Here is an 18,960-nt window from a genome sequence, read left to right on the forward strand (position 1 = left end):
CGCGCGACCGCCAGCTCAGGAGTCCGAGTACGACCTGCTGCTCTTCCTGGCCGAGCACCCCCGTCGGGTCTTCACCCGGCTCCAGCTGCTGGCCAACGTGTGGGGCTACGAGCACGCGGTGGCCCGCACAGTGGACGTCCACCTCCGCCGGCTGCGCGCCAAGCTCGGCGCCGACACGCCCTTGGTGACCACCGTGTACGGCGTCGGCTACCGGCTCGCCGACGACGCCAGGGTCATCGTCGACCCGGGGCGCTGCGGCGACGGCGCGGCGCGCAGGTGGGGGCGGTCGGACCGGCCAATGTGAATCCCGGCAGGTACCCCCCGTATCGGGTCATCTCGGCGCTCTGCTGTAATCAACTGGTCTCGTACGCAGAGCGAGCATTCGGCTCCGATGTGTTCGTCGATTGTCACATTCATGCAACGTAGCCGCCCCTTGACCCGCACCCCGGGGGCCGGGAAGCATCGATGAAGCGGCGTCCCGGGCCGTGGGAGATACCCGGACCAGCCAAGGAGGACCATGTCGGTCAGCCCCGCCTCGTCGCGCGCCGGATGGCATACGTCCCAGCCCACGGTTCCCGGTCGTCCCCCCGGCGGCCAGCGTCGCCCGGCGAACACCGCCGCACCCGTGCTCACCGTTACCCTGTCCATCCCACTGGCCTCCGAGGAGTCGCTGACCCCGCCTGCCCGCCGGCTGCTGGAGGCCGCCCGGGAGATGCTGGAACGCGGCGAGGGGGTGATCTCCAGCGGCGGCCTCCCGGTCGAGCGCCGACCCGATCCGGTGCCCACGGGCCGGTCGCCGTCCCGCCCGCTCGCGCCGACCATCCCGACCCTGCACATCCTCGCCTCGTCCCGGTCGGTGCTCCGTGACGGCGAGCCGCTGCCGCTCACCCGGCTGGAGTTCGACCTGCTGCTGCACCTGGTCGCCCACCCGCGTCGGGTCTTCACCCGGCTGCAGCTGCTCAACGCGGTCTGGGGCTACGAGCACGCCGGCGTCCGCACGGTGGACGTGCACGTCCGGCGGCTGCGCGGCAAGGTCGGCGTCGACGTCCCCCTGATCACCACCGTCTACGGGGTCGGCTACCGGCTCGCCGACGACGTCCGGGTCACCATCGACCGCGCCGGCTGAGCCGGCGAGGCACGATGGTCGGATGCGCGTCCGTCCGATCACCCCCGAGCGGCTCGTCAGCGAGCTCAGCGACCGGCTCACCTCCGCCGCCGTCCCCGGGCGGCTGCGGGTGGCGGTCGACGGTCCACCGGCCGCCGGCCCGGACGCGTTGGCCGCCGCCCTGGTCGACCCGCTGCGCGCGTCCGGCCGTCCGGTGGTGCACGTGCTGGCCGCCGACTTTCTGCGTCCCGCCTCGGTGCGGCTGGAGCACGGCCGGACCAACCCGGACGCCTACTACGAGGGCTGGGTCGACGAGGCCGGGTTGCGCCGGGAGGTGCTCGACCCGGCCGGCCCGGGCGGGTCGGGCCGGCTGCTCCCCTCGCTCTGGGACGCCAGCACCGACCGCGCCAGCCGGGCCGGCTATGTCGAGCTGCCACCCGGCGGAGTCGTGCTGGTCAGCGGGGCGTTGCTGCTCGGCGGCGGGCTGCCGTTCGACGTCACCGTCCACCTGGAGCTGACCCCGGCGGCGCTGGCCCGGCGCACCGACCCGGAGCTGCACTGGACCCTGCCCGCCTTCGCCCGGTACGCCGACGAGGTCGCGCCGGCCTCCTTCGCCGACGTGGTGGTCCGCGCCGACGACCCCCGGCACCCGGCCGTGGTGGAGCCGGGAGAGCCCGACTGAGCGCGCGGCCCGGCGCGGCGGACCGAACCGGACGGCGGGCACTCGACGTCGGAAAAGTCGTCGGTTTGGTCCTTTCGAGGGGTGGGTAATCGCCCGGCTCACAGGCCACGGGTGATCTCGCCCGTGGACACCTGACCGACCATCCCCGGGGCGCTGGCCGCCCCGGGCCGACGTGAGGCCCCAGGAAAGGCAGGCAGCGATGCTCGTCCACGACAAGGTAGCCACGGGCCGGTCCCAGGCGGAGACCGAGCAGATCCGGCAGTCCCTGCAGTCGCGCTACGACGAGCTGACCGCGGAGTACGAGCAGGCGGTGCTGCAGAGCCAGGTGCTGCGACTGGTGGAGGTCGGCGATACCGCCGGCGACGACCAGGCCGACAGCGGCACCAAGACCGCCGAACGGGACACCGCGCAGTCCCTGCTGCGCACCATCCTGGACCGTCGCGCGCAGTTCGAGCACGCCCTCACCCGGCTCGACGAGGGCACCTACGGCTTCTGCGAGGGGTGCGGCGCGCCGATCCCGGTGGAGCGGCTGGAGATCTTCCCGTCCGCCACCTCCTGTGTGGCCTGCAAGCAGAACCGGGAGCGGCGGGCGGCCTGAGCGACCGGGGGTTGCCGGTCGGTCCCGGACGGGGTGGACTCCACCCATGGGTGAGATCAAGGTGGGCACCGCATCCTGGACCGACCGGACCCTGCTGGACTCCGGCTGGTATCCGCAGACCGCGGACACCCCGGAGAAGCGGCTGGCGTACTACGCCCGGAAGTTCCCGCTGGTCGAGGTGGACGCCACCTACTACGCGCCGCCCGCCGAGCGGACGGCGCAGCTGTGGGTGGCCCGCACCCCGCCCGGCTTCGTGTTCAACATCAAGGCGTTCAGCCTGCTGACCGGGCACCCGACCCGGGTCGGTGCGCTCTACAAGGACCTGCGCCCGGAGACGGACAAGGCGAACGTTTACCCCGACGACCTGCCGCCGCAGGCGTACGAGGAGGTCTGGACCCGGTTCCTGTCCGCGCTCGACCCGCTGGTGGCGGCGGACCGGCTGGGCGCCCTGCTGTTCCAGTTCCCGCCCTGGTTCACCATCAGGCGGGACAACAAGCAGTACCTGCTCGAGGTGGCGAAGCGGTGCGGCCCGCTGCGCCCGGTCTTCGAGTTCCGGCACGCGTCCTGGTTCGACGGCGCCAATCGGGACGAGACGCTGGGCTTCCTGCGCAGGCACCACCTGGCGTACGTCTGTGTGGACATGCCCCAGGGGCACCGATCCTCGGTACCCCCGGTGCTGGAGGCCACCGCGGACCTCGCGGTGATCCGCTTCCACGGGCACAGCGACAAGTGGACCAGCAAGGACATCCACGAGAAGTTCGGCTATGACTACTCCGACCGGGAGTTGCGCGACTGGGCGCCGAAGCTGCGCGAGTTGGCCGACCGCACCGAGCAGACCCACGTGCTCATGAACAACTGCTACCGCGACTACGCGCAGCGCAACGGCCAGCAGCTGCAGGCGCTGCTCTCCTCGGACTGACGGCCGTGCCGGCCGTGGAATCACCCGAACCGGGTGAGGCCGGCTCACCTCCCCCCGCGCAGCATGGACGGTGTATGTGCGGTCCGTCGACCGACGCGACCGCGAGGGCCGACAGGCACGGAGGTGGCCATGACGGTGCGCGTGGTAGCGGATCGGCGCCGCGGTCGGGTGCTGCACGTGGTCGGAAAATCCGACGGCGCCCGGCGCGGCGAGCAACCCGGTCGGTTCAGTCCGACCCGGCAGTGGCGGGGGCCCAGCGGGCCGCCGGGACGCACCGACGACCGACGGTGGGAAACCGACGTACGGGGGTGGACAGATGGCTGAGCAGCTGCAATCGGCGTTCGAGTCCTCGTTGCAGAAGACGAACATCATGCTCAAGGACATCGAACAGGCCTACGGTTGGCCGAAGGAGCATCGCAACCAGTCCTACTGTGCGCTGCGCACGGTGCTGCACCTGCTGCGGGACCGGCTGCCGGTGCAGGAGAGCGTGCAGTTCGCGACGCAGCTGCCGCTGCTGCTGCGCGGGATCTACTTCGACGGCTGGACGCCGATGGACGTGCCGGTGAAGCTGAGCCGGGACGACTTCCTGCTCGAGGCCCGGCGGCGCTTCCCGTACGACGTCGAGGGGGGGATCGACCGCCTGGTCCAGGTGGTGCTGGACACCCTGGGCAAGCACCTGAACCCGGGCCAGTGGGAGGAAGTGAAGGACAACATGCCCCGGGACCTGGTACGGATCTTTCCCTGACCGAGGCCCCGACCGGCCCGCCCCACCACCGGGTGGAGCGGGCCGTCCGCGTCAGCCCCCGGCCGGGCCGGTCGCGTCGCCCGGGCCCGCCTCGCCCGCCGCCGGCACCCGGCTCACCCGTCGACCGGCGCGCGCGGCGAGGGCCGCGAAGGCCACCGCGTCGACGATGGCCCCGCCGCCGGGGTCGTTGTTGAAATAGACGTACGTCGGCTCGGCGTCGTCGAAGGTCTGACCCAGCCGGCGTACCCAGGACGCCAGCGCGCCCCGGCCGTACCGCGGCCAGGGGCGCGCCCGCCCTTCGTGCAGTCGCAGGTAGCCGAAGTCAGTGGTGCGCCACAGCGGCGTCACCGGGCGGCTCAGCCGGTCGGCCCAGACCAGCGCGGCGCGGCGACGCTCCAGCACCCGGCGGGTCGCGTCGGTCCACCAGGAGGGGTGCCGCGGCTCCACCGCCACCCGCACGTCGGTCGGGAAGAGCCGCAGCGTCGCGTCGAGCGCGTCGGGGTCGGCCCGCAGGTTCGGCGGGAGTTGGACCAGGACCGGCCCGAGCCGGTCGCCGAGCCCGGTGGCCCGACCGAGGAAGCGGGCCACCGGCTCGGCCGGGTCGCGCAGCCGCTTGATGTGGGTCAGGTAGCGGCTCATCTTGACCGCCACGCAGAAGTCCGCCGGGGTGCGCGCCCGCCAGGCGACGAAGGTGTCCCGCTCCGGCAACCGGTAGAAGGCGTTGTTCACCTCGACCGTGGCGAACCGCCCGGCGAAGTACTCCAGCCAGAGCCGCTGCGGCAGCTTCGCCGGGTAGAAGCGTCCCCGCCAGTCCCGGTACTGCCAGCCGGAGGTGCCGACCAGGATCATCGCGGCCGCCTAGCAGAGGTCGAAGCGGAACACCTCGAAGGCCGCGCCGTGCCGGACGCCGAGGCGGGAGCCGGCGGGCGAGGCGTCCCGGACCGCGTCCAGCACCGCCCGCCCGGTGGCGAGATGGTCGGCGATGAACTCCACGGTGGACGCCCCGACCAGCGCCGCCGAGGCGTGCTGCTCCCGTTCGCGTACCTCCCGGCTCCGCTCCGGCGGCAGCCCGTCGATGCCGGCGTCCTCGGGCAGCGGCTCGAGCGGTACGAGGTTCGGCTGCACCATGCTGTCCTCCCTGCTCGGATCCGGGCCGGGGTCCATCCTGTCACCGACCGGCACGGGCCGCCCGCCGCGGGTCGCCCGGCGAAAAGTCCGTTTCGTCGGGCGCCGCCGTCTACGGTTAGAGAAGATCGCGCGTGGGTACCACCCGCCGCACGACGAACCCCGACGCACGGCGGGGCGGCACATCCGAGGGAGCACCCATGGCACTCAACGATGACGACATGCAGACCAGCGGCGGCGGCGGTCTCGAGGGTCCGGCCGACGGTGGGGCCACCCCGGGCCAGCAGGACGGTGGCGCCGACGGTGCGGCGGACCGGGGCGCCGATCGCGGCGCCGACCGTGGTGCCGAGGGTCCGGCCGACGGTGGCGCGACCCCGGGTGTGCGGGACGGCGGGGCCGACGGTGCCGCTGAGGGTCCGGCGGACGGCGGGGCGACCCCGGGTGTGCGGGACGGCGGGGCCGACGGTGCCGCCGAGGGTCCGGCCGACGGCGGGGCGACCCCCGGTATGCGGGACGGCGGCGCCGACGGCGCGGCCCGGTAGCGGTCCGTCGTGACGCACCTCGACCCGCCGGGCGGCCACGACCGCCCGGCGGTGCCGTCTTCCGCCACCGAGGCGCTCGCCCGCTGCGTCTCGGTGGAGCCCGCCAAGTTCGCCGCCGCCCACTGGGGGCGCGGCCCGCTGCTCTCCCGCGCGGCCGAACTGCCCAACCCGCACGGCTTCACCGACCTGCTCAGCCCCACCGACGCCGACGAGCTGCTCAGCCGGCGCGGGCTGCGTACCCCCTTCCTGCGGGTAGCCAAGGACGGCGAGCTCGTACCGGCGGCGCGCTACACCGGCGGCGGCGGCGCGGGCGCCGAGATCGCCGACCAGGTCCTCGACGAGCGGATCCTGGAGCTGTACGCCTCCGGCGCCACCCTGGTGCTCCAGGGCCTGCACCGGATCTGGCCGGCGCTGGTCGACTTCGCCCGCGACCTGGGCACGGCGCTGGCCCAGCCGTTGCAGGTCAACGCCTACCTGACCCCGGCCGGCAGCCAGGGCTTCGCCACCCACTACGACACGCACGACGTGTTCGTGCTCCAGGTCGACGGCCGCAAGCACTGGCGGATCCACCCGCCGGTGCTGCCCGACCCCCTGGAGAAGCAGCCCTGGGGTGGCCGGGCCGACGAGGTCTCCGCCACCGCCGAAGGGCCGGCCGCTCTGGACGTGGTGCTCGAACCCGGCGACGCGCTCTACCTGCCGCGCGGCTGGCTGCACAGCGCGCAGGCGCAGGAGTCCAGCTCGCTGCACCTCACCGTGGGCATCCGGGCGCTGACCCGGTACGCCATGGTGGAGGAGCTGCTCGCCCTCGCGGCCGAGGATCCCCGGCTGCGCGCCGGGCTCCCGTTCGGCACCGACATCGCCGACCCGGACGCGATCGAGCCGGAGCTGACCGAGACGGTCGAGGCGCTGCGCGACTGGCTGCTCCGGGCCGACCCGGCCGCCGTCGCGGCCGGGCTGCGCAACCGGGCCTGGCCCGCCGCCCGACCGGCCCCGATCCGCCCCCTCGCCCAGGCCGCCGCCCTGGCCGGGCTGGACGCGGACACGCGCGTCGCCCTCCGCCCCGGGCTGCGATGGCAGCTCGCCCCGGCAGGGGACGGCCGGCTCGCGCTGCGCCTCTTCGACCGCACGATCACCCTCCCGGCACAGTGCGAGCCGGCCCTGCGCACCCTCCTCACCGGCGGGGTGACCCGGGTCGGCGACCTCCCCGGCTTCGACGACGACGCCGACCGCCTCGTCCTGACCCGCCGCCTCCTCAAGGAGGCCGTCCTCACCCCCGCCTGACCGCCCCGGGGTTTCACCCGCGTGATCATGAAGTTGTTGTCATCCCGCCCGGCGTGTCCCGGCAACAACTTCATGATCGACTGCCCCCGGCCCGGCCCCGCCGCCGGGACGTAGCGGGGTGGGGTGGGGTCAGCGGGGGGCGAGGGTGAGGAGGAGGACCGTGGTGACCAGGCCGGCGGCCAGGACCACGGTGATCGGGCGAGGGCCCAGGACGGCGTGCCGGCGGTCGGCCAGCAGCCGGGCCGGCGCCAGGCCCACCAGCGGACCGAGCAACGTCACCACCAACGCCAGCACCGGCATCCCCACCGCCAGGTCGCCGCCGGACCCGGCGCCCAGCGCCCGAGCCCCCACCCCCAGGGCGTACGCGACGACGGCGCCGCCGACCCCGCAGAGCGCCAGCAGCGGATCGACCGACCCCGGCAGCTCGACCGGCTGACGGGTCCGGTCCAACAGCTCCCGCACCCGGTGCAGCAGCGGCACCGGGTCGCCCGCCGCGTCCAGGGCCGGTCCGGGCGGGTCGCCCAGCCGTCGCGCGCCGGCGCCGACCCGGTCGCGCAGCTGCTGCCACAGGTGGGTGGCCTCGGCGTCCACCCGTTCCACCAGCTCCCGGGCCTCGGCCACCTCCGCCTCGGCGCGCCGCAGCCGCGCGGTGGCCTCGGCGACGGCCCGGTCGGCGGCCGCGCACTGCTGCGCGTACCAGGTGTGCGCCTCGGCGCGCTGGGCGGCCACCCGGGCGGTCAGCTCGGCGAGCCGACGGAGCTGGGCGGCGTACGTCTCACTGCTGACCGGTTCGTTCATCGCGACGGACCATAAGGCATGATCACCTGGCCGGTGCGGTGCACCGCCCGGTCGAAGTAGAGGCCCCGCCACGGCCGGGGGTACCAATCCGGCCCGCCGGTGCCCGGGTAGAGCGACGCGCCCAGCTCCGCCCCCTGCACGTCGAGGGCCACCCAGGCGCCGATCTGGTCGGTGCGGGCGGCCGGGCCGCCGAGGTCCGCCCGCATCCGCGCCACCCCGCGCCACCAGGCCAGCACGTGGGTACGCCGTTCCGGCCCGTCGTGCAGGATCCGGCGTAGCTGCTCCAGCCCGGTCCGCCGCCCGGCCCGCCCGGCGAGCTGGCCGGCCGCCGCGTCGACCGCGTAGAGCAGCAGGTAGTGCGGCATGGTCGGGGCCCCGGGGGCGCCGAGGGAGTCGCCGACCTCGGCCATCAGCTCCGGCACCGTCTCCTCGTCGTACCAGGCCGCGTCGTCGGCCAGGTCCTCGTACAGGGCGCGGGCGGCCGGGTCGGCGTCCGGGTCGAGGCAGGCGATGGAGAACCGGGCGGTGCCGGGGCGGTGCTGGCGGGCCAGGGACCGGGCGGCCGCGTCCAGCACCGCGCACGCCTCGTCCACCCGCGTCCCCAGCACCGCCAGGTTGCGCCCGGGCGCCCGGGGCAGCCGCAGCGCCGCCGAGCGGGCCTGCACGTCGATGATCTCCCCGAGCAGCGCGACCGCGCCGCGCGGCACCCCCTCGTCGGGCGCGGTGAGTGCCCGGAAGTCCGGCGCCTCGGCGAGCTTCGGGATCGCGTCGCCGTCGAAGAGCCGAGCCGGGGCCGCGTCCGGCGGGCGCATTCGCCAGAGCCGGTGCTGCAGCTCGCTCCAGGTCTCCCAGTCGCTGGCCGACGGGATCCGGGCCACCTGGTTCCCTTCGCCCAGTCCGGACTCGGCGTTGACCACGGCGTGGTGCCGGGGCAGCGACTGCGCCGCGTCGTTGCGCTCGGCCAGGATGCGCAACGCCTTGGGCAGGGCGATGCGCAGGGTGAACTGGGCGACCAGCGCGGGTCGGCCCCACAGCGCCTCGATGCCCCGCACGTCCTGCGAGGCGAGCACCAGGTGGATGCCCTGCGACCGGCCCCGCCGGGCCAGGTCCTCCAGCAGGTCGGCGGCCTCCCGGGCCACCACGTCCCGCCCCGCCAGCAGCGCCTGGAACTCGTCCACCACCGCCACGATCCGCGGCCAGTGCCCGGTCGGATCGACCGCCCGCAGCTCGGCGAGCTTGGTGACCTCGTGCTTCTTGGCCGCGTCCGCCCGGCGGCGCAGCTCCTCGGCGAGGAAGCGCAGCAGCGCCAGCCCGAACTCCCGGTCGGTGTTGACGTTGATACCGACCAGCCGCAGGTGCGGCAGGAAGCTCGGGTCCCGCCGGCCCTTGGCGAACCGGGCGAAGGACACCCCCTCCTTGAAGTCCAGCAGATAGAACTCCAGCTCGGCGGGGGAGTAGCGGGCGGCCAGCGCGCCGATCCAGGCGAAGATCAGGTTGGTCTTGCCGGTGCCGGAGGGGCCGCCGATCAGCGCGTGCGGCGGGTAGTCGCCGAGGGTGAGCAGCACCGGCCGGCCGTGCGGCCCCTCGCCGATCGGCGCGGTCAGCCCGTGCGCCGAATCCTCCTTCCACATCTGCTCGGGCGGGGGCAGCAGGTCGGTGAAGGGCGCCGGCGGCGGGCCGGCGTTGACCCGGGACGCCAGCTCCCGGCAGGTCTCGGTGACCAGGGTGGCCGGCGGCGGCTCGTCGACGGCGACCGGCAGGCCGCCGACCCGGGCGTCGTCCGACTCCGCCACGATCCGGGTGACCGTCGCGTCGTCGGGGAGCTCAATGCCGCGCACCACCAGGTGCACCCCGCAGGCCGCGCCGGTGCGGACCACCCGGTCCAACTGGCCGCGTTCGTGTCGGGACAGCTCGTCGCCGCCGAGCAGCACCGCCACCCGCCACGGCTCGGGGCGCCGGCCGGTCGCCGCGGCCAGCTCGCGCAGCGAGGCGTACTCGCCGGCCAGCACGGTCTCGTTGATCCGGCGGATCTGCTCCACCAGGTCGTCCAGGAGCCGGCCGAGCCCGCCCGGACCGACGAAGGTGAGCAGCCCGGCGGCGCCGAGCGGGGCGAACCCGGCCAGCCCGCCGCCGAGGTGCTCCGGGTCGTACCCGAAGAGGCGGACCGCGCCCGGGTCGGCGCGGCCGAGGGAACGCAGCAGCAGAGCCGGCACCACCGAGGCGACGCCCTCCCGGTCGGCGCCGGCGAGGTGTACGTGCCCGGCGTCCAGCAGCGGCACCAGGGCCGGCACCGGCACCACGTCGGCGATCCGTACGTGGCCGATGCGCACCGCGCCGGGCGACTCGGCCCGGCCGGCGGGGGTCGCTTGCCAGTTCTCCCAGGGCGCCGAGGCCGCGCCGGGCGCCTCGCGCTGCGCGGCCGCCGCGGCCCGCCGGGCCAGCTCGGCGATCCGCGCGGTGTGCCGGGCGTCGATCTCCGCCAGCCGGCGGTCGCGGGCCGCGCCCACCCGTTCCGGTACGGCCGTCGCGGCCCGCCGCACTCGGGCCAGGCGCTCCTCGCCGGCGGCCAGGTCGGCGTTGGCGGTGGACAGCCGGTTGCGGGTCGCGCCGAGGGCCTCGGAGAGCATCCCCCGGACCCGTGACACCAGCTGGGCGCGCAGGTCAGCCATGGGAGCTCCGGGAGGGGTCCCGCTCGTCGGCGTCGCCGGGCAGGTCCCGGCCGAGCCGGGCCAGCAGCACGCCGGTGACCACCCCGGCGGTGACCGCCGAGTCGGCCGCGTGCGGCTGCGCCTGCTCGCCGGACCGGCGCGGCGGGGGCATCCGGCACACCCGGCTCAGCAGGGTGTCCAGCACCGGCGGGGGCAGGCCGGGCAGCAGGTCGCGGACCCGGCCGTCCAGCTCCCGGCGCAGCCGGCCGAGGTCGGCGGCGCGGGGTGGGTGCCCGAGCAGCTCCCCGGCCAGGTCTCGCAGCAGCGGCGGGGCGACCGCGGCCAGCCCGAGCCCGACGTCGGCGGGCGCCCGGCGCAGCTCGCGGTGCAGCCGGTCCCGGTCCCCGGCGCGTACCCCGGTCGCCACCCGGCGCAGCAGCTCCCGGGGGTCGCCGACCCGCTCGTCGGACTCGTCCGGCGGCCCGTCCCGACCGCCGGACAGCTCCGCCACCCGCGTCGACCACCAGCGCCGCATCGTCGGGTCGGCGGCCTTCTCCCGCGCCGCGACCGGCGGCGGTACGTCCCGTCGCGCGTCGTGCTTCGGCCGCCGGTCCGCCGGCCGGGGCCCGGGCGTGCCGTTCCCGGCCAGCCCGATGGCGGCCAGGTAGCCGGCGAGCTGCTCCTGGGCGACCCGCAGGGCGTACCCGGCCGTCTCGGCGTGCTCGGTGGCGGCGGAGAGCTCCGGCACACCCATCGGATTGGCCGACTCCTGCCGGACCCAGCGCAGCCGCTCGGTGGCCTGGCCGAACTTCTCCAGCGCCAACGCCAGCTGCCCGAGCGGCAGCTCCTCGGAGGCGGCGCGGACCCGCGCGCCGATGTCCTCGATGATGGACACGCTCGGTCCTACAGCGTCGACACGTAGAGCTGAGCCTGCTCGACCGCCACCAGCGTCGCGGCGAGGCACTCCTCCAGCTCCTGGCCGGCCTGGGTCAGCGAGGCCTGCGCCGCCTCGACCGTCTCGTGCCCGCTGCCCTCCAGCGCGCCGGCCAGGGTCTGCTGCGCCTCGGCCAGCTTCTCGCCGGCCGCCTGCACCGCTGTCTGCCCGTCACCGATCTGCTGGAGGGCGACATCGATGGCTGCCTTCAGCTCGGCGACGCTCGCCACGGGGGACCTCCTGGGGGCGGGGAGATCTCCATTACAACCCATGCCGCATGGGGAGAGAACAACCACCCTGGGGGCTTTCCTGCCCGGCTGTCCGGTTACCCATTTGACGTGCGCGAAGTCCCCTGCGGCGGTGCGGTCCGGTCCCGCCGGTGCACCGCCCGGTCCCGTACGCGGGCCCGATCCGACCGGCCAGTCCGGTCACCCGACGTCGCCGCGACGCTGGCGCACAGTCCCCTGCCCGTCACGAGGGGAGCCCCGGGGAGTGGGCGCGGTGCAGCCAGCGCGGGCCGTGCACCTCCGCGCCGAGCGCGCCCACCCGCCGGCGCAACTCACGGTCAGCCGTCACCACCAGCCGCCGGCGGTCCGGCGTCGCCGCCACCAGGTCGACGATCGTGTCGTCACCGGACCCGGCGGCGGCGACCACCCGGACACCCGGCGCGCCCGGCACGTCCCTCGCCGCCCCCTCGACCACCAGCACCACCTCCACCGGCCCCGGCAGCTCCGGCGGCACCCCCCGCTCGGCCAGCGGCGCCAGCGCATCCCGCAGCCGGGCCGCCGCGCCGGCCCGGTCCCGCCACCAGCCGTCCGGCCGGGAGCCGACCACGTTGGCGCCGTCCACGATCAGCAACGGCCTCGTCTCCATGGCCACAGCCTGCCACTCGTGAAGCGTTTGTCGCGCCGAGCGCGGGGTAGCCACCGCCGACCGTGCCGCGCCCGCGGGTTGACCTCGGCGACCATCCCGCGCCCGACTCCGGAGGACAGAGATATGCGACCCGGTGAATTCGGCCCCGACCCGTGGGACGAGTTTCTGGCCCGGTACTTCGGCCGGGGCGAGGGGGGACGTCGGCCGCCGCACCGGGTCGACATCACCCGGCTGATGACCGCCGACGCGCGCGAGATGCTGGCCGACGCGGCCCGGCGGGCGGCCCAGCGGCACAGCAACGACCTGGACACCGACCATCTGCTCTGGGCGGCGTTGCAACGCGAGCCCCTGCGCGACCTGGTACGGCGGGCCGGCGCGGACCCGGACGCCCTGCTCAATGCCCTCGGTGGGCGCGGTGACGGCGCGCCCCGGGGGGAAGTGCCGCCGAACCTCTCGCTCACCCCGGCGGCCAAGCGGGCGCTGCTCGACGCCCATCAACTCTCCCGGGCGATGGGGGCGAACTATATCGGTCCGGAACACATCCTGATGGCCCTGCCGCTGAACCCGGAGTCGCCGGCCGGTCGGATGCTCGCCGCCGGTCGGGTCCAGCCCGAGTCCTTGCAGGCCGCCAGCGCGGAACGGGGGGCCGGCCCCAGGCCGGATCGCGGCACGCCCACCCTGGACCAGTACGGGCGGGACCTGACGGACCTGGCCCGGGCCGACCAGATCGACCCGGTGATCGGGCGGGCCGACGAGATCGAGCAGGCGGTCGAGATCCTGTCCCGCCGGACCAAGAACAACCCGGTGCTGATCGGTGAGGCCGGCGTCGGCAAGACCGCGATCGTGGAAGGGCTGGCCGAGCGGATCTGCGACGGTGACGTGCCGCAGACGCTGCTCGGCAAGCGGGTGGTCCAGCTCGACCTGGCCGGCCTGGTCGCCGGAACCCGCTACCGCGGCGACTTCGAGGAACGGCTGAAGAAGGTGATCGATGAGATCCGGGCGCACAAGGACGAGCTGATCATCTTCCTGGACGAGATCCACACCCTGGTCGGGGCGGGCGGCGCCGGCGCCGAGGGTGGGATGGACGCATCCAACATGCTCAAGCCGGCCCTGGCCCGGGGCGAGCTGCGGGTGATCGGCGCGACCACGCTGGACGAGTACCGGCGCAGCATCGAGAAGGACGCCGCGCTGGCCCGCCGGTTCCAGCCGGTCTTCGTGCCCGAGCCGACCCTCGAGGACACGGTCGCCATCCTGCGCGGCCTGCGCGACCGGTACGAGGCGCACCACCAGGTCCGGTTCACCGACGAGGCCCTCGTCGCCGCCGCCGAACTCTCCGACCGGTACATCACCGACCGGTACCTGCCGGACAAGGCGATCGACCTGATCGACCAGGCCGGCGCCCGGGTCCGATTGCGGACCCGCACCCCGGCTGAAGACGTGCGCGACCTGGAGCGGCAGCTCGACGAGATACGCCGGAACAAGGCGCAGGCGGTCTCCGACGAGCAGTACGAGCGCGCCTCCGAGCTGCGCGACCGGGTGTCCGAGCTGGAGGACCAGATCCGCCGCGCGAGGGGCGACGGCGAAAGCCCCGAGGTGCCGACGGTCGGGCCGACCGAGATCGCCGAGGTGGTCTCCCGGGCCACCGGCATCCCGGTCGCCCAGCTCACCGAAGAGGAACGCGACCGGCTGCTCCGCCTGGAGGGGTACCTGCACGAGCGGGTGGTCGGGCAGGACGACGCGGTCAGCGCGGTCGCCGAGGCGGTGCGCCGCTCGCGAACCGGGCTGGCCGACCCGAACCGGCCGATGGGCAGCTTCCTCTTCCTCGGCCCGACCGGCGTGGGCAAGACCGAACTGGCCCGGGCCCTGGCGGAGGCGCTGTTCGGCGAGTCGGACCGGATGGTCCGGGTGGACATGAGCGAGTTCCAGGAGCGGCACACGGTCAGCCGGCTGGTCGGCGCCCCGCCCGGCTACGTCGGGTACGAGGAGGCCGGCCAGCTCACCGAGGCGGTGCGCCGCCGCCCGTACGCCGTGGTGCTGCTCGACGAGATCGAGAAGGCGCACCCGGACGTGTTCAACATCCTGCTCCAGGTGCTCGACGACGGCCGCCTGACCGACAGTCAGGGCCGCACGGTGAACTTCAAGAACACCGTACTGATCATGACGAGCAACCTGGGCTCGGAGCTGATCACCGGCGCCCAGCGCACCGTGGGTTTCGACCTTGCTCAGCCAGGTCGGGAACAGGAAGCCAGCGAGCTGCGGGAACGGCTGCTGCGCCGGTTGCAGGAGAACTTCCGCCCGGAGTTCCTCAACCGGATCGACGAGGTGATCGTCTTCCAGCGGCTGGAGGCCGAGCAGCTGCGGCAGATCACCGAGCTGATGCTGGAGGAGACCAGGCGCCGGCTGCACGCCCAGGACATCCAGATCGAGTTCACCCCTGCCGGCATCGACTGGCTCGCCGAACATGGCTACCAGCCGGAGTTCGGCGCCCGACCGCTGCGCCGGGTGATCCAGCGGGAGGTCGACAACCGGGTCTCCCGGATGCTGCTGGAACACCAGGTCTCGCCCGGCCAGAAGGTCGTCGTCGACGCGCGGGACGGACAGCTCGTCATCGACGTGTTTGCCGGTGACCGCGACTACGCCGCCGCCAGCACGTCGCACCCGCGGTGAACCGGAGGGTGGACATGACCGAGCCTGAGGAGACCGGGGAGGACACGGAGCGGACCGAACCGATCGTGGCCCCACCCACCGCGAACCCCGGCCGGGTGAAGGTGCCGCCGGAGGGCCTGCAACAGGAGACCGACGAGGGCGACCCGACGCCGTCCGGGCCGCCGCCGGGAGAGGAGGCGTGATGGTACGCGAACAGCGGGTGGATCCCGAGGTCGAGGTGATCTGGGAGGACTTCCACGCCCTCGTGAACGTCCCCTCCGAGCAGCTGCGCCGGTGGCTGCTGACCCGCGGCTCGGGGGAGGAGGCGTTCGGTCCCGACCCGGACCTGAACCTGCCCGAGCCGGGCCGGCACATCCTGCGGGTCCTGGGCAAGCGCAAGGTGGACCTGACCCGGGAGGACATCGAGGTGATGCAGGAGGCGATCGACCGTATCCGGTCGCTCATCGACGCCCGGCCGAGCGGTGGCAACGTCGACAACGAGTGGCGGCACTCCCTGCTCGACCTCGGCCACGACGTCCTGATCGAACGCTGACCCGACGAGACGGCACCCGGGACCTCCCGGGTGCCGTCAACCGTGGACTTACTCGGACTCCAAGCTGGGCAGCTGCAGGCCGGCGGCATCGGCGGCCGCCTGCCGGTCGGCGCGGGCCTGCTCCTCGCGACTGAGCAGGTTGGCGTACTCGGTGATGTCGGCCGGGTCCGGCACCTCCGGCAGGCGGCGCAGGAAGGCCTCGACGTCCGCGGAGGCGGCGGTGTGCACGGTGGCCGCCTGGCGCAGCAGCTCCCGCTGGTCCGCGGCCGGGTAGAGATCGGTCATGGGAGCCTGATACCCGCCGTCAGCCGGTTCGCACCCCGCCAGGCGGTCCGGCCGTCGACGGCCGGGCGCCGAAGTCCGGATGGCGCAGCAGCCAGGCCAGGTAGTCCGGGTGCGGTGCCAGCGAGTCGGTGTACGCCGCCACCGCCGTCTCCAGCATCGTCTCCGCGACCCGGGCGGCCGGCGCGTCCGGGTGCCAGCCCAGCAGCAGCCGCCAGCGCAGCGGCGTCCCGGTCAGCCGGCGGGTGACCAGCCCGGCGACCGGGCGGAAGGTGGCCTGGCAGAGCGCCACCGCCTCGCCCGCGTCGACCAGGTCCACGCAGCCCCGCACGTCGGTCTCGTACACCTTCCGTGGGGTGAAACCGGCGCGGGCGCAGGCGGCGGCGAAACAGTCGCCGAAGCAGCCGTCACCGGGCGCCGCGACCCACTGCTCGCGCCGCAGGTCCGCCAGGCGCACCTCGTCCCGGCCGGCCAGCGGGTGGGTCTGCGGCAGCAGCACGAACACCGGGTCGACGGCGATCTCCCGCCAGCTCAACCCGAACTCGGCCGAGGGGCTCGAGTCCCCGCACACGCCGGTCAGCGCGAAGTCCAGCCGCCCGCCAGCCACCAGTTGGGCCAGCTCGTCCATCGACCAGGAGGCGTACGTGGTGATCTGCACCTGGGGCTGCTCGGCGGCGAGCCGGTGCACCAGCCGGCCCAGGATGGGGCTGTTCACCCCGCCGAGCCGGTACCGGCTCGGCGGGTCGCCGGCCCCGGCCAGCCGGGCCGCCTCGTCCTGGAGGCCCTTCATCGCCGGCAGCAGCACCCGGGCCCGGGCCAGCACCAACTCACCCAGGGCGGTGGGGCGGGCACCCCGGCGGTCCCGCTCGAACAGCGGGCCGCCCAGGGTCCGCTCGATCCGCTGGAGCTGGGCGGTCAGGGCCGGCTGGGCGAGGCCGAGCGTCGAGGCCGCCTTGGTCACGCTTCCCGTCTCCGCGATGGCGCACACCACCCGCAGGTGTCGCAGCTCCAGATTCATACAGTGACGGTAGGACCACGGCCCGCTTGGGGGAAGGCCCGAACGGCATCGCTCGCTACCGATGCGTACCGGCTCCGCTCAGGCCTTCGGCGGCCGCTTCAGGTCGGCCAGGTAGGTCCGCCGCCCGGTCACCACGTCCCGCACCTTGTCCACCACGCCCACCGCCGGTTCGACGATCCGGTTCCAGGGCGGCGTCGCCGGGGTGCCCGGGTGCGGCCGAGTCGGTGCCGCCTCCTCGGCGATCTCCCACCGGTTGCCCAGCCGGATCAGCTCGGCATCGGTGGCCACCTCGCGCAACGGGGTCACCAGCGCGGCGACCCGGCGGACGTGACCGCGCACCCGGTCGGCCACCTCGATCAGTGCCGGGTCCTCCGGCCCGGTCAGTCCCTTGAGGGCGGTGAGCAGTGCCGCGTCCGCCTCGATCTCCCGGTCGACCAGCGCCGCGCTCGCCGGCACGACGGCCCGGGCGGCGGGGAAGAGGTACTGCTCCTCGGCGGAAAGGTGCCGGGACACCGTGGCGGTGAGCACGTCCACCACCTCCCGCCGGCGCTCCGCCGTCAGGTCCGGGTCCGCGGCCTGGTCACAGAGGCCGAGCAGCTGCCGGTGCTCCCGGTCGGCGATGTCGGCCATGTTCCGGCCGCCGGGCCGGTAGGCGTCATCGGCGGCGGGCGGCAGCGGCGGCAGCGGGACGGTCATCATGCCCTCCTCGATCGGTGGCCGGCCGGTCACGGCAGGGCCGGCGGCCCGGTGGGCGGTGCCGGGGACGCCAGCGGCGGTACCCGGACGCCGTTGCGGCGAAACCGCGCCCCGACTTCGCCGGGGCGCGGCGAACCGGGCATCGGCCCCGGCTGGTATGAAGAAGCGATGACGAGCGACTCCGCTTCCGCCCACCCCCGCCAAACCGACGAGGTCGTCGACCTCTGCCGCGACCTGCTGCGCATCGACACGACCAACACCGGGGACAACGACACCAGCGTCGGGGAACGCCGCGCCGCGGAGTACGTGGCGGAGAAGCTGGCGGAGGTCGGCGTGGACGCGGAGATCTACGAGTCGGCGCCGGGCCGCGCGAACCTGGTCGCCCGGATCGCCGGCACCGACCCGGGCCGGGACGCGCTGCTGGTGCACGGCCACCTCGACGTGGTGCCCGCGGACCCCGACGAGTGGTCGGTGGACCCGTTCTCCGGCGAGATCCGCGACGGCTACCTCTGGGGCCGGGGCGCGATCGACATGAAGGACTTCGACGCCATGGTGCTCGCCGTCGTCCGCGGCTGGCAGCGCACCGGGGTGCGCCCGTCCCGGGACATCGTGCTCGCCTTCACCGCCGACGAGGAGGCCGGCAGCGACTACGGCGCGCACTTCCTGGCGCAGCGGCACCGCGACCTCTTCGACGGCTGCACCGAGGCGATCGGCGAGGTGGGCGGCTTCTCCTACTCCGTCAACGAGCAGCAGCGGCTCTACCTGATCGAGACCGCCGAGAAGGGCATCGACTGGCTGCGGCTGCACGCCAAGGGCCGCCCGGGGCACGGCTCGTTCATCCACGACGACAACGCGGTCACCGCGCTCGCGGAGGCCGTCGCCCGGGTCGGCCGGCACCACTTCCCGGTCACCGTCACCGCGACCGTGCGGGCCTTCCTCGAGGAGGTCTCCGAGGTGCTCGGCGTGGAGGTGGACCCGAATGACCCGGAGACCGCGATCGCCAAGCTCGGCCCGATCGCCAACATCATCGGCGCGACCATCCGCAGCACCGCCAACCCGACGCGGCTCGCCGCCGGCTACAAGGACAACGTCATCCCGGGCCGGGCCACCGCCACCATCGACTGCCGCAGCCTGCCGGGCCAGTCGGAGATGCTGGAGGCGCAGGTGCGGGAGCTGGTCGGCCCGGACATCGACATCGAGTACATCCAGCGGCAGCCCGCGCTGGAGACCACCTTCGACGGCGATCTGGTGGCCGCGATGTCGGCCGCCCTGCGCGCCGAGGACCCGGGCGCCCGGCCGGTGCCGTACATGCTCTCCGGCGGCACCGACGCCAAGGCCTTCTCCCGGCTCGGTATCCGCTGTTTCGGCTTCGCGCCGCTGCGGTTGCCGCCCGACCTCAATTTCTCCGGCCTGTTCCACGGCATCGACGAGCGGGTCCCGGTGGACGGGCTACAGTTCGGCGTGCGGGTTCTGGACCGGTTTCTCCGCAGCTGCTAACCGCGTCCGTGGCGTCAC

21 protein-coding genes and 1 pseudogene are annotated in these 18,960 nt (G+C 74.5%); 12 read left to right on the plus strand and 10 right to left on the minus strand.

Annotated elements, in window-relative coordinates:
- Positions 1-25: 25 nt before the first annotated feature.
- The 6 genes and pseudogenes from GA0070624_RS36890 to GA0070624_RS18215 all read left to right on the plus strand — a co-directional run.
- Positions 26-304 (plus strand): annotated as a pseudogene (locus tag GA0070624_RS36890) (winged helix-turn-helix domain-containing protein); the annotation flags it as partial.
- Positions 305-517: 213 nt separating this feature from the next.
- Entirely contained in the window at positions 518-1,126 is a 609-nt protein-coding gene (locus GA0070624_RS18190; RefSeq protein ID WP_091342671.1) for a winged helix-turn-helix domain-containing protein, read from the plus strand.
- Positions 1,127-1,148: 22 nt separating this feature from the next.
- Positions 1,149-1,787 carry a nucleoside/nucleotide kinase family protein gene (locus GA0070624_RS18195; protein WP_091342673.1) on the plus strand — a complete coding sequence of 213 codons (639 nt, stop codon included), beginning with the start codon at positions 1,149-1,151 and terminating at the stop codon, positions 1,785-1,787.
- A 199-nt stretch (positions 1,788-1,986) separates the two neighbouring features.
- On the plus strand, positions 1,987-2,385 hold the full coding sequence (locus tag GA0070624_RS18200) for a TraR/DksA family transcriptional regulator (protein WP_091342675.1): 399 nt from the start codon (positions 1,987-1,989) through the stop codon (positions 2,383-2,385).
- 46 nt (positions 2,386-2,431) lie between these two features.
- Positions 2,432-3,304, plus strand: coding sequence for a DUF72 domain-containing protein (locus tag GA0070624_RS18205; protein WP_091342677.1), 873 nt, complete (start codon positions 2,432-2,434; stop codon positions 3,302-3,304).
- A gap of 316 nt (positions 3,305-3,620) precedes the next feature.
- Positions 3,621-4,049 carry a DUF2267 domain-containing protein gene (locus GA0070624_RS18215; RefSeq protein ID WP_091342680.1) on the plus strand — a complete coding sequence of 143 codons (429 nt, stop codon included), beginning with the start codon at positions 3,621-3,623 and terminating at the stop codon, positions 4,047-4,049.
- 51 nt (positions 4,050-4,100) lie between these two features.
- Here the strand turns inward: GA0070624_RS18215 and GA0070624_RS18220 are convergent, their stop codons facing one another.
- Both GA0070624_RS18220 and GA0070624_RS18225 read right to left on the minus strand, forming a co-directional pair.
- The gene (locus GA0070624_RS18220; RefSeq protein WP_091342682.1) at positions 4,101-4,898 is read right to left on the minus strand and encodes a DUF72 domain-containing protein; all 798 of its coding nucleotides are present in this window, start codon (positions 4,896-4,898) and stop codon (positions 4,101-4,103) included.
- Between the two features lie 9 nt (positions 4,899-4,907).
- On the minus strand, positions 4,908-5,177 hold the full coding sequence (locus tag GA0070624_RS18225) for a hypothetical protein (RefSeq protein WP_245718859.1): 270 nt from the start codon (positions 5,175-5,177) through the stop codon (positions 4,908-4,910).
- A 197-nt stretch (positions 5,178-5,374) separates the two neighbouring features.
- Between GA0070624_RS18225 and GA0070624_RS18230 the strand changes: the two genes are divergently transcribed.
- Both GA0070624_RS18230 and GA0070624_RS18235 read left to right on the plus strand, forming a co-directional pair.
- A complete protein-coding gene (locus GA0070624_RS18230; protein ID WP_091342684.1) occupies positions 5,375-5,716 on the plus strand; it encodes a hypothetical protein in 342 nt (113 codons plus the stop codon).
- A gap of 9 nt (positions 5,717-5,725) precedes the next feature.
- Positions 5,726-6,997, plus strand: coding sequence for a cupin domain-containing protein (locus GA0070624_RS18235; RefSeq protein WP_091342686.1), 1,272 nt, complete (start codon positions 5,726-5,728; stop codon positions 6,995-6,997).
- Positions 6,998-7,126: 129 nt separating this feature from the next.
- On the opposite strand, the gene GA0070624_RS18240 is transcribed toward GA0070624_RS18235, so the two are convergent.
- The 5 genes from GA0070624_RS18240 to GA0070624_RS34835 form a co-directional block, all read right to left on the minus strand.
- Positions 7,127-7,795, minus strand: coding sequence for a hypothetical protein (locus GA0070624_RS18240; RefSeq protein ID WP_091342688.1), 669 nt, complete (start codon positions 7,793-7,795; stop codon positions 7,127-7,129).
- Positions 7,792-10,464 (minus strand): FtsK/SpoIIIE domain-containing protein, encoded by a 2,673-nt coding sequence (locus GA0070624_RS18245; protein WP_091342690.1) that lies wholly within the window; start codon positions 10,462-10,464, stop codon positions 7,792-7,794. The genes GA0070624_RS18240 and GA0070624_RS18245 overlap by 4 nt, the downstream gene beginning before the upstream one ends.
- Positions 10,457-11,338, minus strand: coding sequence for a hypothetical protein (locus GA0070624_RS18250; RefSeq protein ID WP_091342692.1), 882 nt, complete (start codon positions 11,336-11,338; stop codon positions 10,457-10,459). The genes GA0070624_RS18245 and GA0070624_RS18250 overlap by 8 nt, the downstream gene beginning before the upstream one ends.
- Before the next feature lie 8 nt (positions 11,339-11,346).
- Complete coding sequence (locus GA0070624_RS18255; RefSeq protein WP_091342694.1) at positions 11,347-11,607, minus strand: hypothetical protein; 261 nt, start codon at positions 11,605-11,607, stop codon at positions 11,347-11,349.
- Positions 11,608-11,848: 241 nt separating this feature from the next.
- Positions 11,849-12,250 carry a PIN domain-containing protein gene (locus GA0070624_RS34835; protein ID WP_176731759.1) on the minus strand — a complete coding sequence of 134 codons (402 nt, stop codon included), beginning with the start codon at positions 12,248-12,250 and terminating at the stop codon, positions 11,849-11,851.
- 123 nt (positions 12,251-12,373) lie between these two features.
- Between GA0070624_RS34835 and GA0070624_RS18270 the strand changes: the two genes are divergently transcribed.
- From GA0070624_RS18270 to GA0070624_RS18275, 3 genes are read left to right on the plus strand one after another with little or no spacing between them, the layout of a single operon-like run.
- Positions 12,374-14,917, plus strand: coding sequence for an ATP-dependent Clp protease ATP-binding subunit (locus tag GA0070624_RS18270; RefSeq protein ID WP_091342697.1), 2,544 nt, complete (start codon positions 12,374-12,376; stop codon positions 14,915-14,917).
- A 14-nt stretch (positions 14,918-14,931) separates the two neighbouring features.
- On the plus strand, positions 14,932-15,099 hold the full coding sequence (locus GA0070624_RS34840; protein ID WP_176731760.1) for a hypothetical protein: 168 nt from the start codon (positions 14,932-14,934) through the stop codon (positions 15,097-15,099).
- Positions 15,099-15,449: a DUF3140 domain-containing protein gene (locus GA0070624_RS18275; RefSeq protein WP_091342699.1), complete on the plus strand. Its 351-nt coding sequence runs from the start codon at positions 15,099-15,101 to the stop codon at positions 15,447-15,449. The genes GA0070624_RS34840 and GA0070624_RS18275 overlap by 1 nt, the downstream gene beginning before the upstream one ends.
- Before the next feature lie 48 nt (positions 15,450-15,497).
- Here GA0070624_RS18275 and GA0070624_RS18280 read toward each other — a convergent pair whose 3' ends face one another.
- The 3 genes from GA0070624_RS18280 to GA0070624_RS18290 form a co-directional block, all read right to left on the minus strand.
- Positions 15,498-15,734 carry a hypothetical protein gene (locus GA0070624_RS18280; protein WP_091342701.1) on the minus strand — a complete coding sequence of 79 codons (237 nt, stop codon included), beginning with the start codon at positions 15,732-15,734 and terminating at the stop codon, positions 15,498-15,500.
- Between the two features lie 19 nt (positions 15,735-15,753).
- On the minus strand, positions 15,754-16,749 hold the full coding sequence (locus tag GA0070624_RS18285) for a LysR family transcriptional regulator (protein WP_091342703.1): 996 nt from the start codon (positions 16,747-16,749) through the stop codon (positions 15,754-15,756).
- Between the two features lie 78 nt (positions 16,750-16,827).
- Positions 16,828-17,445 carry a hemerythrin domain-containing protein gene (locus GA0070624_RS18290; RefSeq protein WP_091342705.1) on the minus strand — a complete coding sequence of 206 codons (618 nt, stop codon included), beginning with the start codon at positions 17,443-17,445 and terminating at the stop codon, positions 16,828-16,830.
- A 168-nt stretch (positions 17,446-17,613) separates the two neighbouring features.
- On the opposite strand from GA0070624_RS18290, the gene GA0070624_RS18295 reads away from it, so the two are divergent.
- Complete coding sequence (locus GA0070624_RS18295; RefSeq protein ID WP_091342707.1) at positions 17,614-18,942, plus strand: M20/M25/M40 family metallo-hydrolase; 1,329 nt, start codon at positions 17,614-17,616, stop codon at positions 18,940-18,942.
- Positions 18,943-18,960: the final 18 nt, after the last annotated feature.

It is taken from the genome of Micromonospora rhizosphaerae, assembly GCF_900091465.1.
Lineage (GTDB): Bacteria > Actinomycetota > Actinomycetes > Mycobacteriales > Micromonosporaceae > Micromonospora > Micromonospora rhizosphaerae.

What these genes read in the sequence shown, in the direction of transcription:
- GA0070624_RS18190 (WP_091342671.1), top strand. Translation starts at nt 518, where the DNA reads ATGTCGGTCAGCCCCGCCTCGTCGCGCGCCGGATGGCATACGTCCCAG.
- GA0070624_RS18195 (WP_091342673.1), top strand. Translation starts at nt 1,149, where the DNA reads ATGCGCGTCCGTCCGATCACCCCCGAGCGGCTCGTCAGCGAGCTCAGC.
- GA0070624_RS18200 (WP_091342675.1), top strand. Translation starts at nt 1,987, where the DNA reads ATGCTCGTCCACGACAAGGTAGCCACGGGCCGGTCCCAGGCGGAGACC.
- GA0070624_RS18205 (WP_091342677.1), top strand. Translation starts at nt 2,432, where the DNA reads ATGGGTGAGATCAAGGTGGGCACCGCATCCTGGACCGACCGGACCCTG.
- GA0070624_RS18215 (WP_091342680.1), top strand. Translation starts at nt 3,621, where the DNA reads ATGGCTGAGCAGCTGCAATCGGCGTTCGAGTCCTCGTTGCAGAAGACG.
- GA0070624_RS18220 (WP_091342682.1), bottom strand. Translation starts at nt 4,898, where the DNA reads ATGATCCTGGTCGGCACCTCCGGCTGGCAGTACCGGGACTGGCGGGGA.
- GA0070624_RS18225 (WP_245718859.1), bottom strand. Translation starts at nt 5,177, where the DNA reads ATGGTGCAGCCGAACCTCGTACCGCTCGAGCCGCTGCCCGAGGACGCC.
- GA0070624_RS18230 (WP_091342684.1), top strand. Translation starts at nt 5,375, where the DNA reads ATGGCACTCAACGATGACGACATGCAGACCAGCGGCGGCGGCGGTCTC.
- GA0070624_RS18240 (WP_091342688.1), bottom strand. Translation starts at nt 7,795, where the DNA reads ATGAACGAACCGGTCAGCAGTGAGACGTACGCCGCCCAGCTCCGTCGG.
- GA0070624_RS18245 (WP_091342690.1), bottom strand. Translation starts at nt 10,464, where the DNA reads ATGGCTGACCTGCGCGCCCAGCTGGTGTCACGGGTCCGGGGGATGCTC.
- GA0070624_RS34835 (WP_176731759.1), bottom strand. Translation starts at nt 12,250, where the DNA reads ATGGAGACGAGGCCGTTGCTGATCGTGGACGGCGCCAACGTGGTCGGC.
- GA0070624_RS18270 (WP_091342697.1), top strand. Translation starts at nt 12,374, where the DNA reads ATGCGACCCGGTGAATTCGGCCCCGACCCGTGGGACGAGTTTCTGGCC.
- GA0070624_RS34840 (WP_176731760.1), top strand. Translation starts at nt 14,932, where the DNA reads ATGACCGAGCCTGAGGAGACCGGGGAGGACACGGAGCGGACCGAACCG.
- GA0070624_RS18275 (WP_091342699.1), top strand. Translation starts at nt 15,099, where the DNA reads ATGGTACGCGAACAGCGGGTGGATCCCGAGGTCGAGGTGATCTGGGAG.
- GA0070624_RS18280 (WP_091342701.1), bottom strand. Translation starts at nt 15,734, where the DNA reads ATGACCGATCTCTACCCGGCCGCGGACCAGCGGGAGCTGCTGCGCCAG.
- GA0070624_RS18285 (WP_091342703.1), bottom strand. Translation starts at nt 16,749, where the DNA reads ATGAATCTGGAGCTGCGACACCTGCGGGTGGTGTGCGCCATCGCGGAG.
- GA0070624_RS18290 (WP_091342705.1), bottom strand. Translation starts at nt 17,445, where the DNA reads ATGACCGTCCCGCTGCCGCCGCTGCCGCCCGCCGCCGATGACGCCTAC.
- GA0070624_RS18295 (WP_091342707.1), top strand. Translation starts at nt 17,614, where the DNA reads ATGACGAGCGACTCCGCTTCCGCCCACCCCCGCCAAACCGACGAGGTC.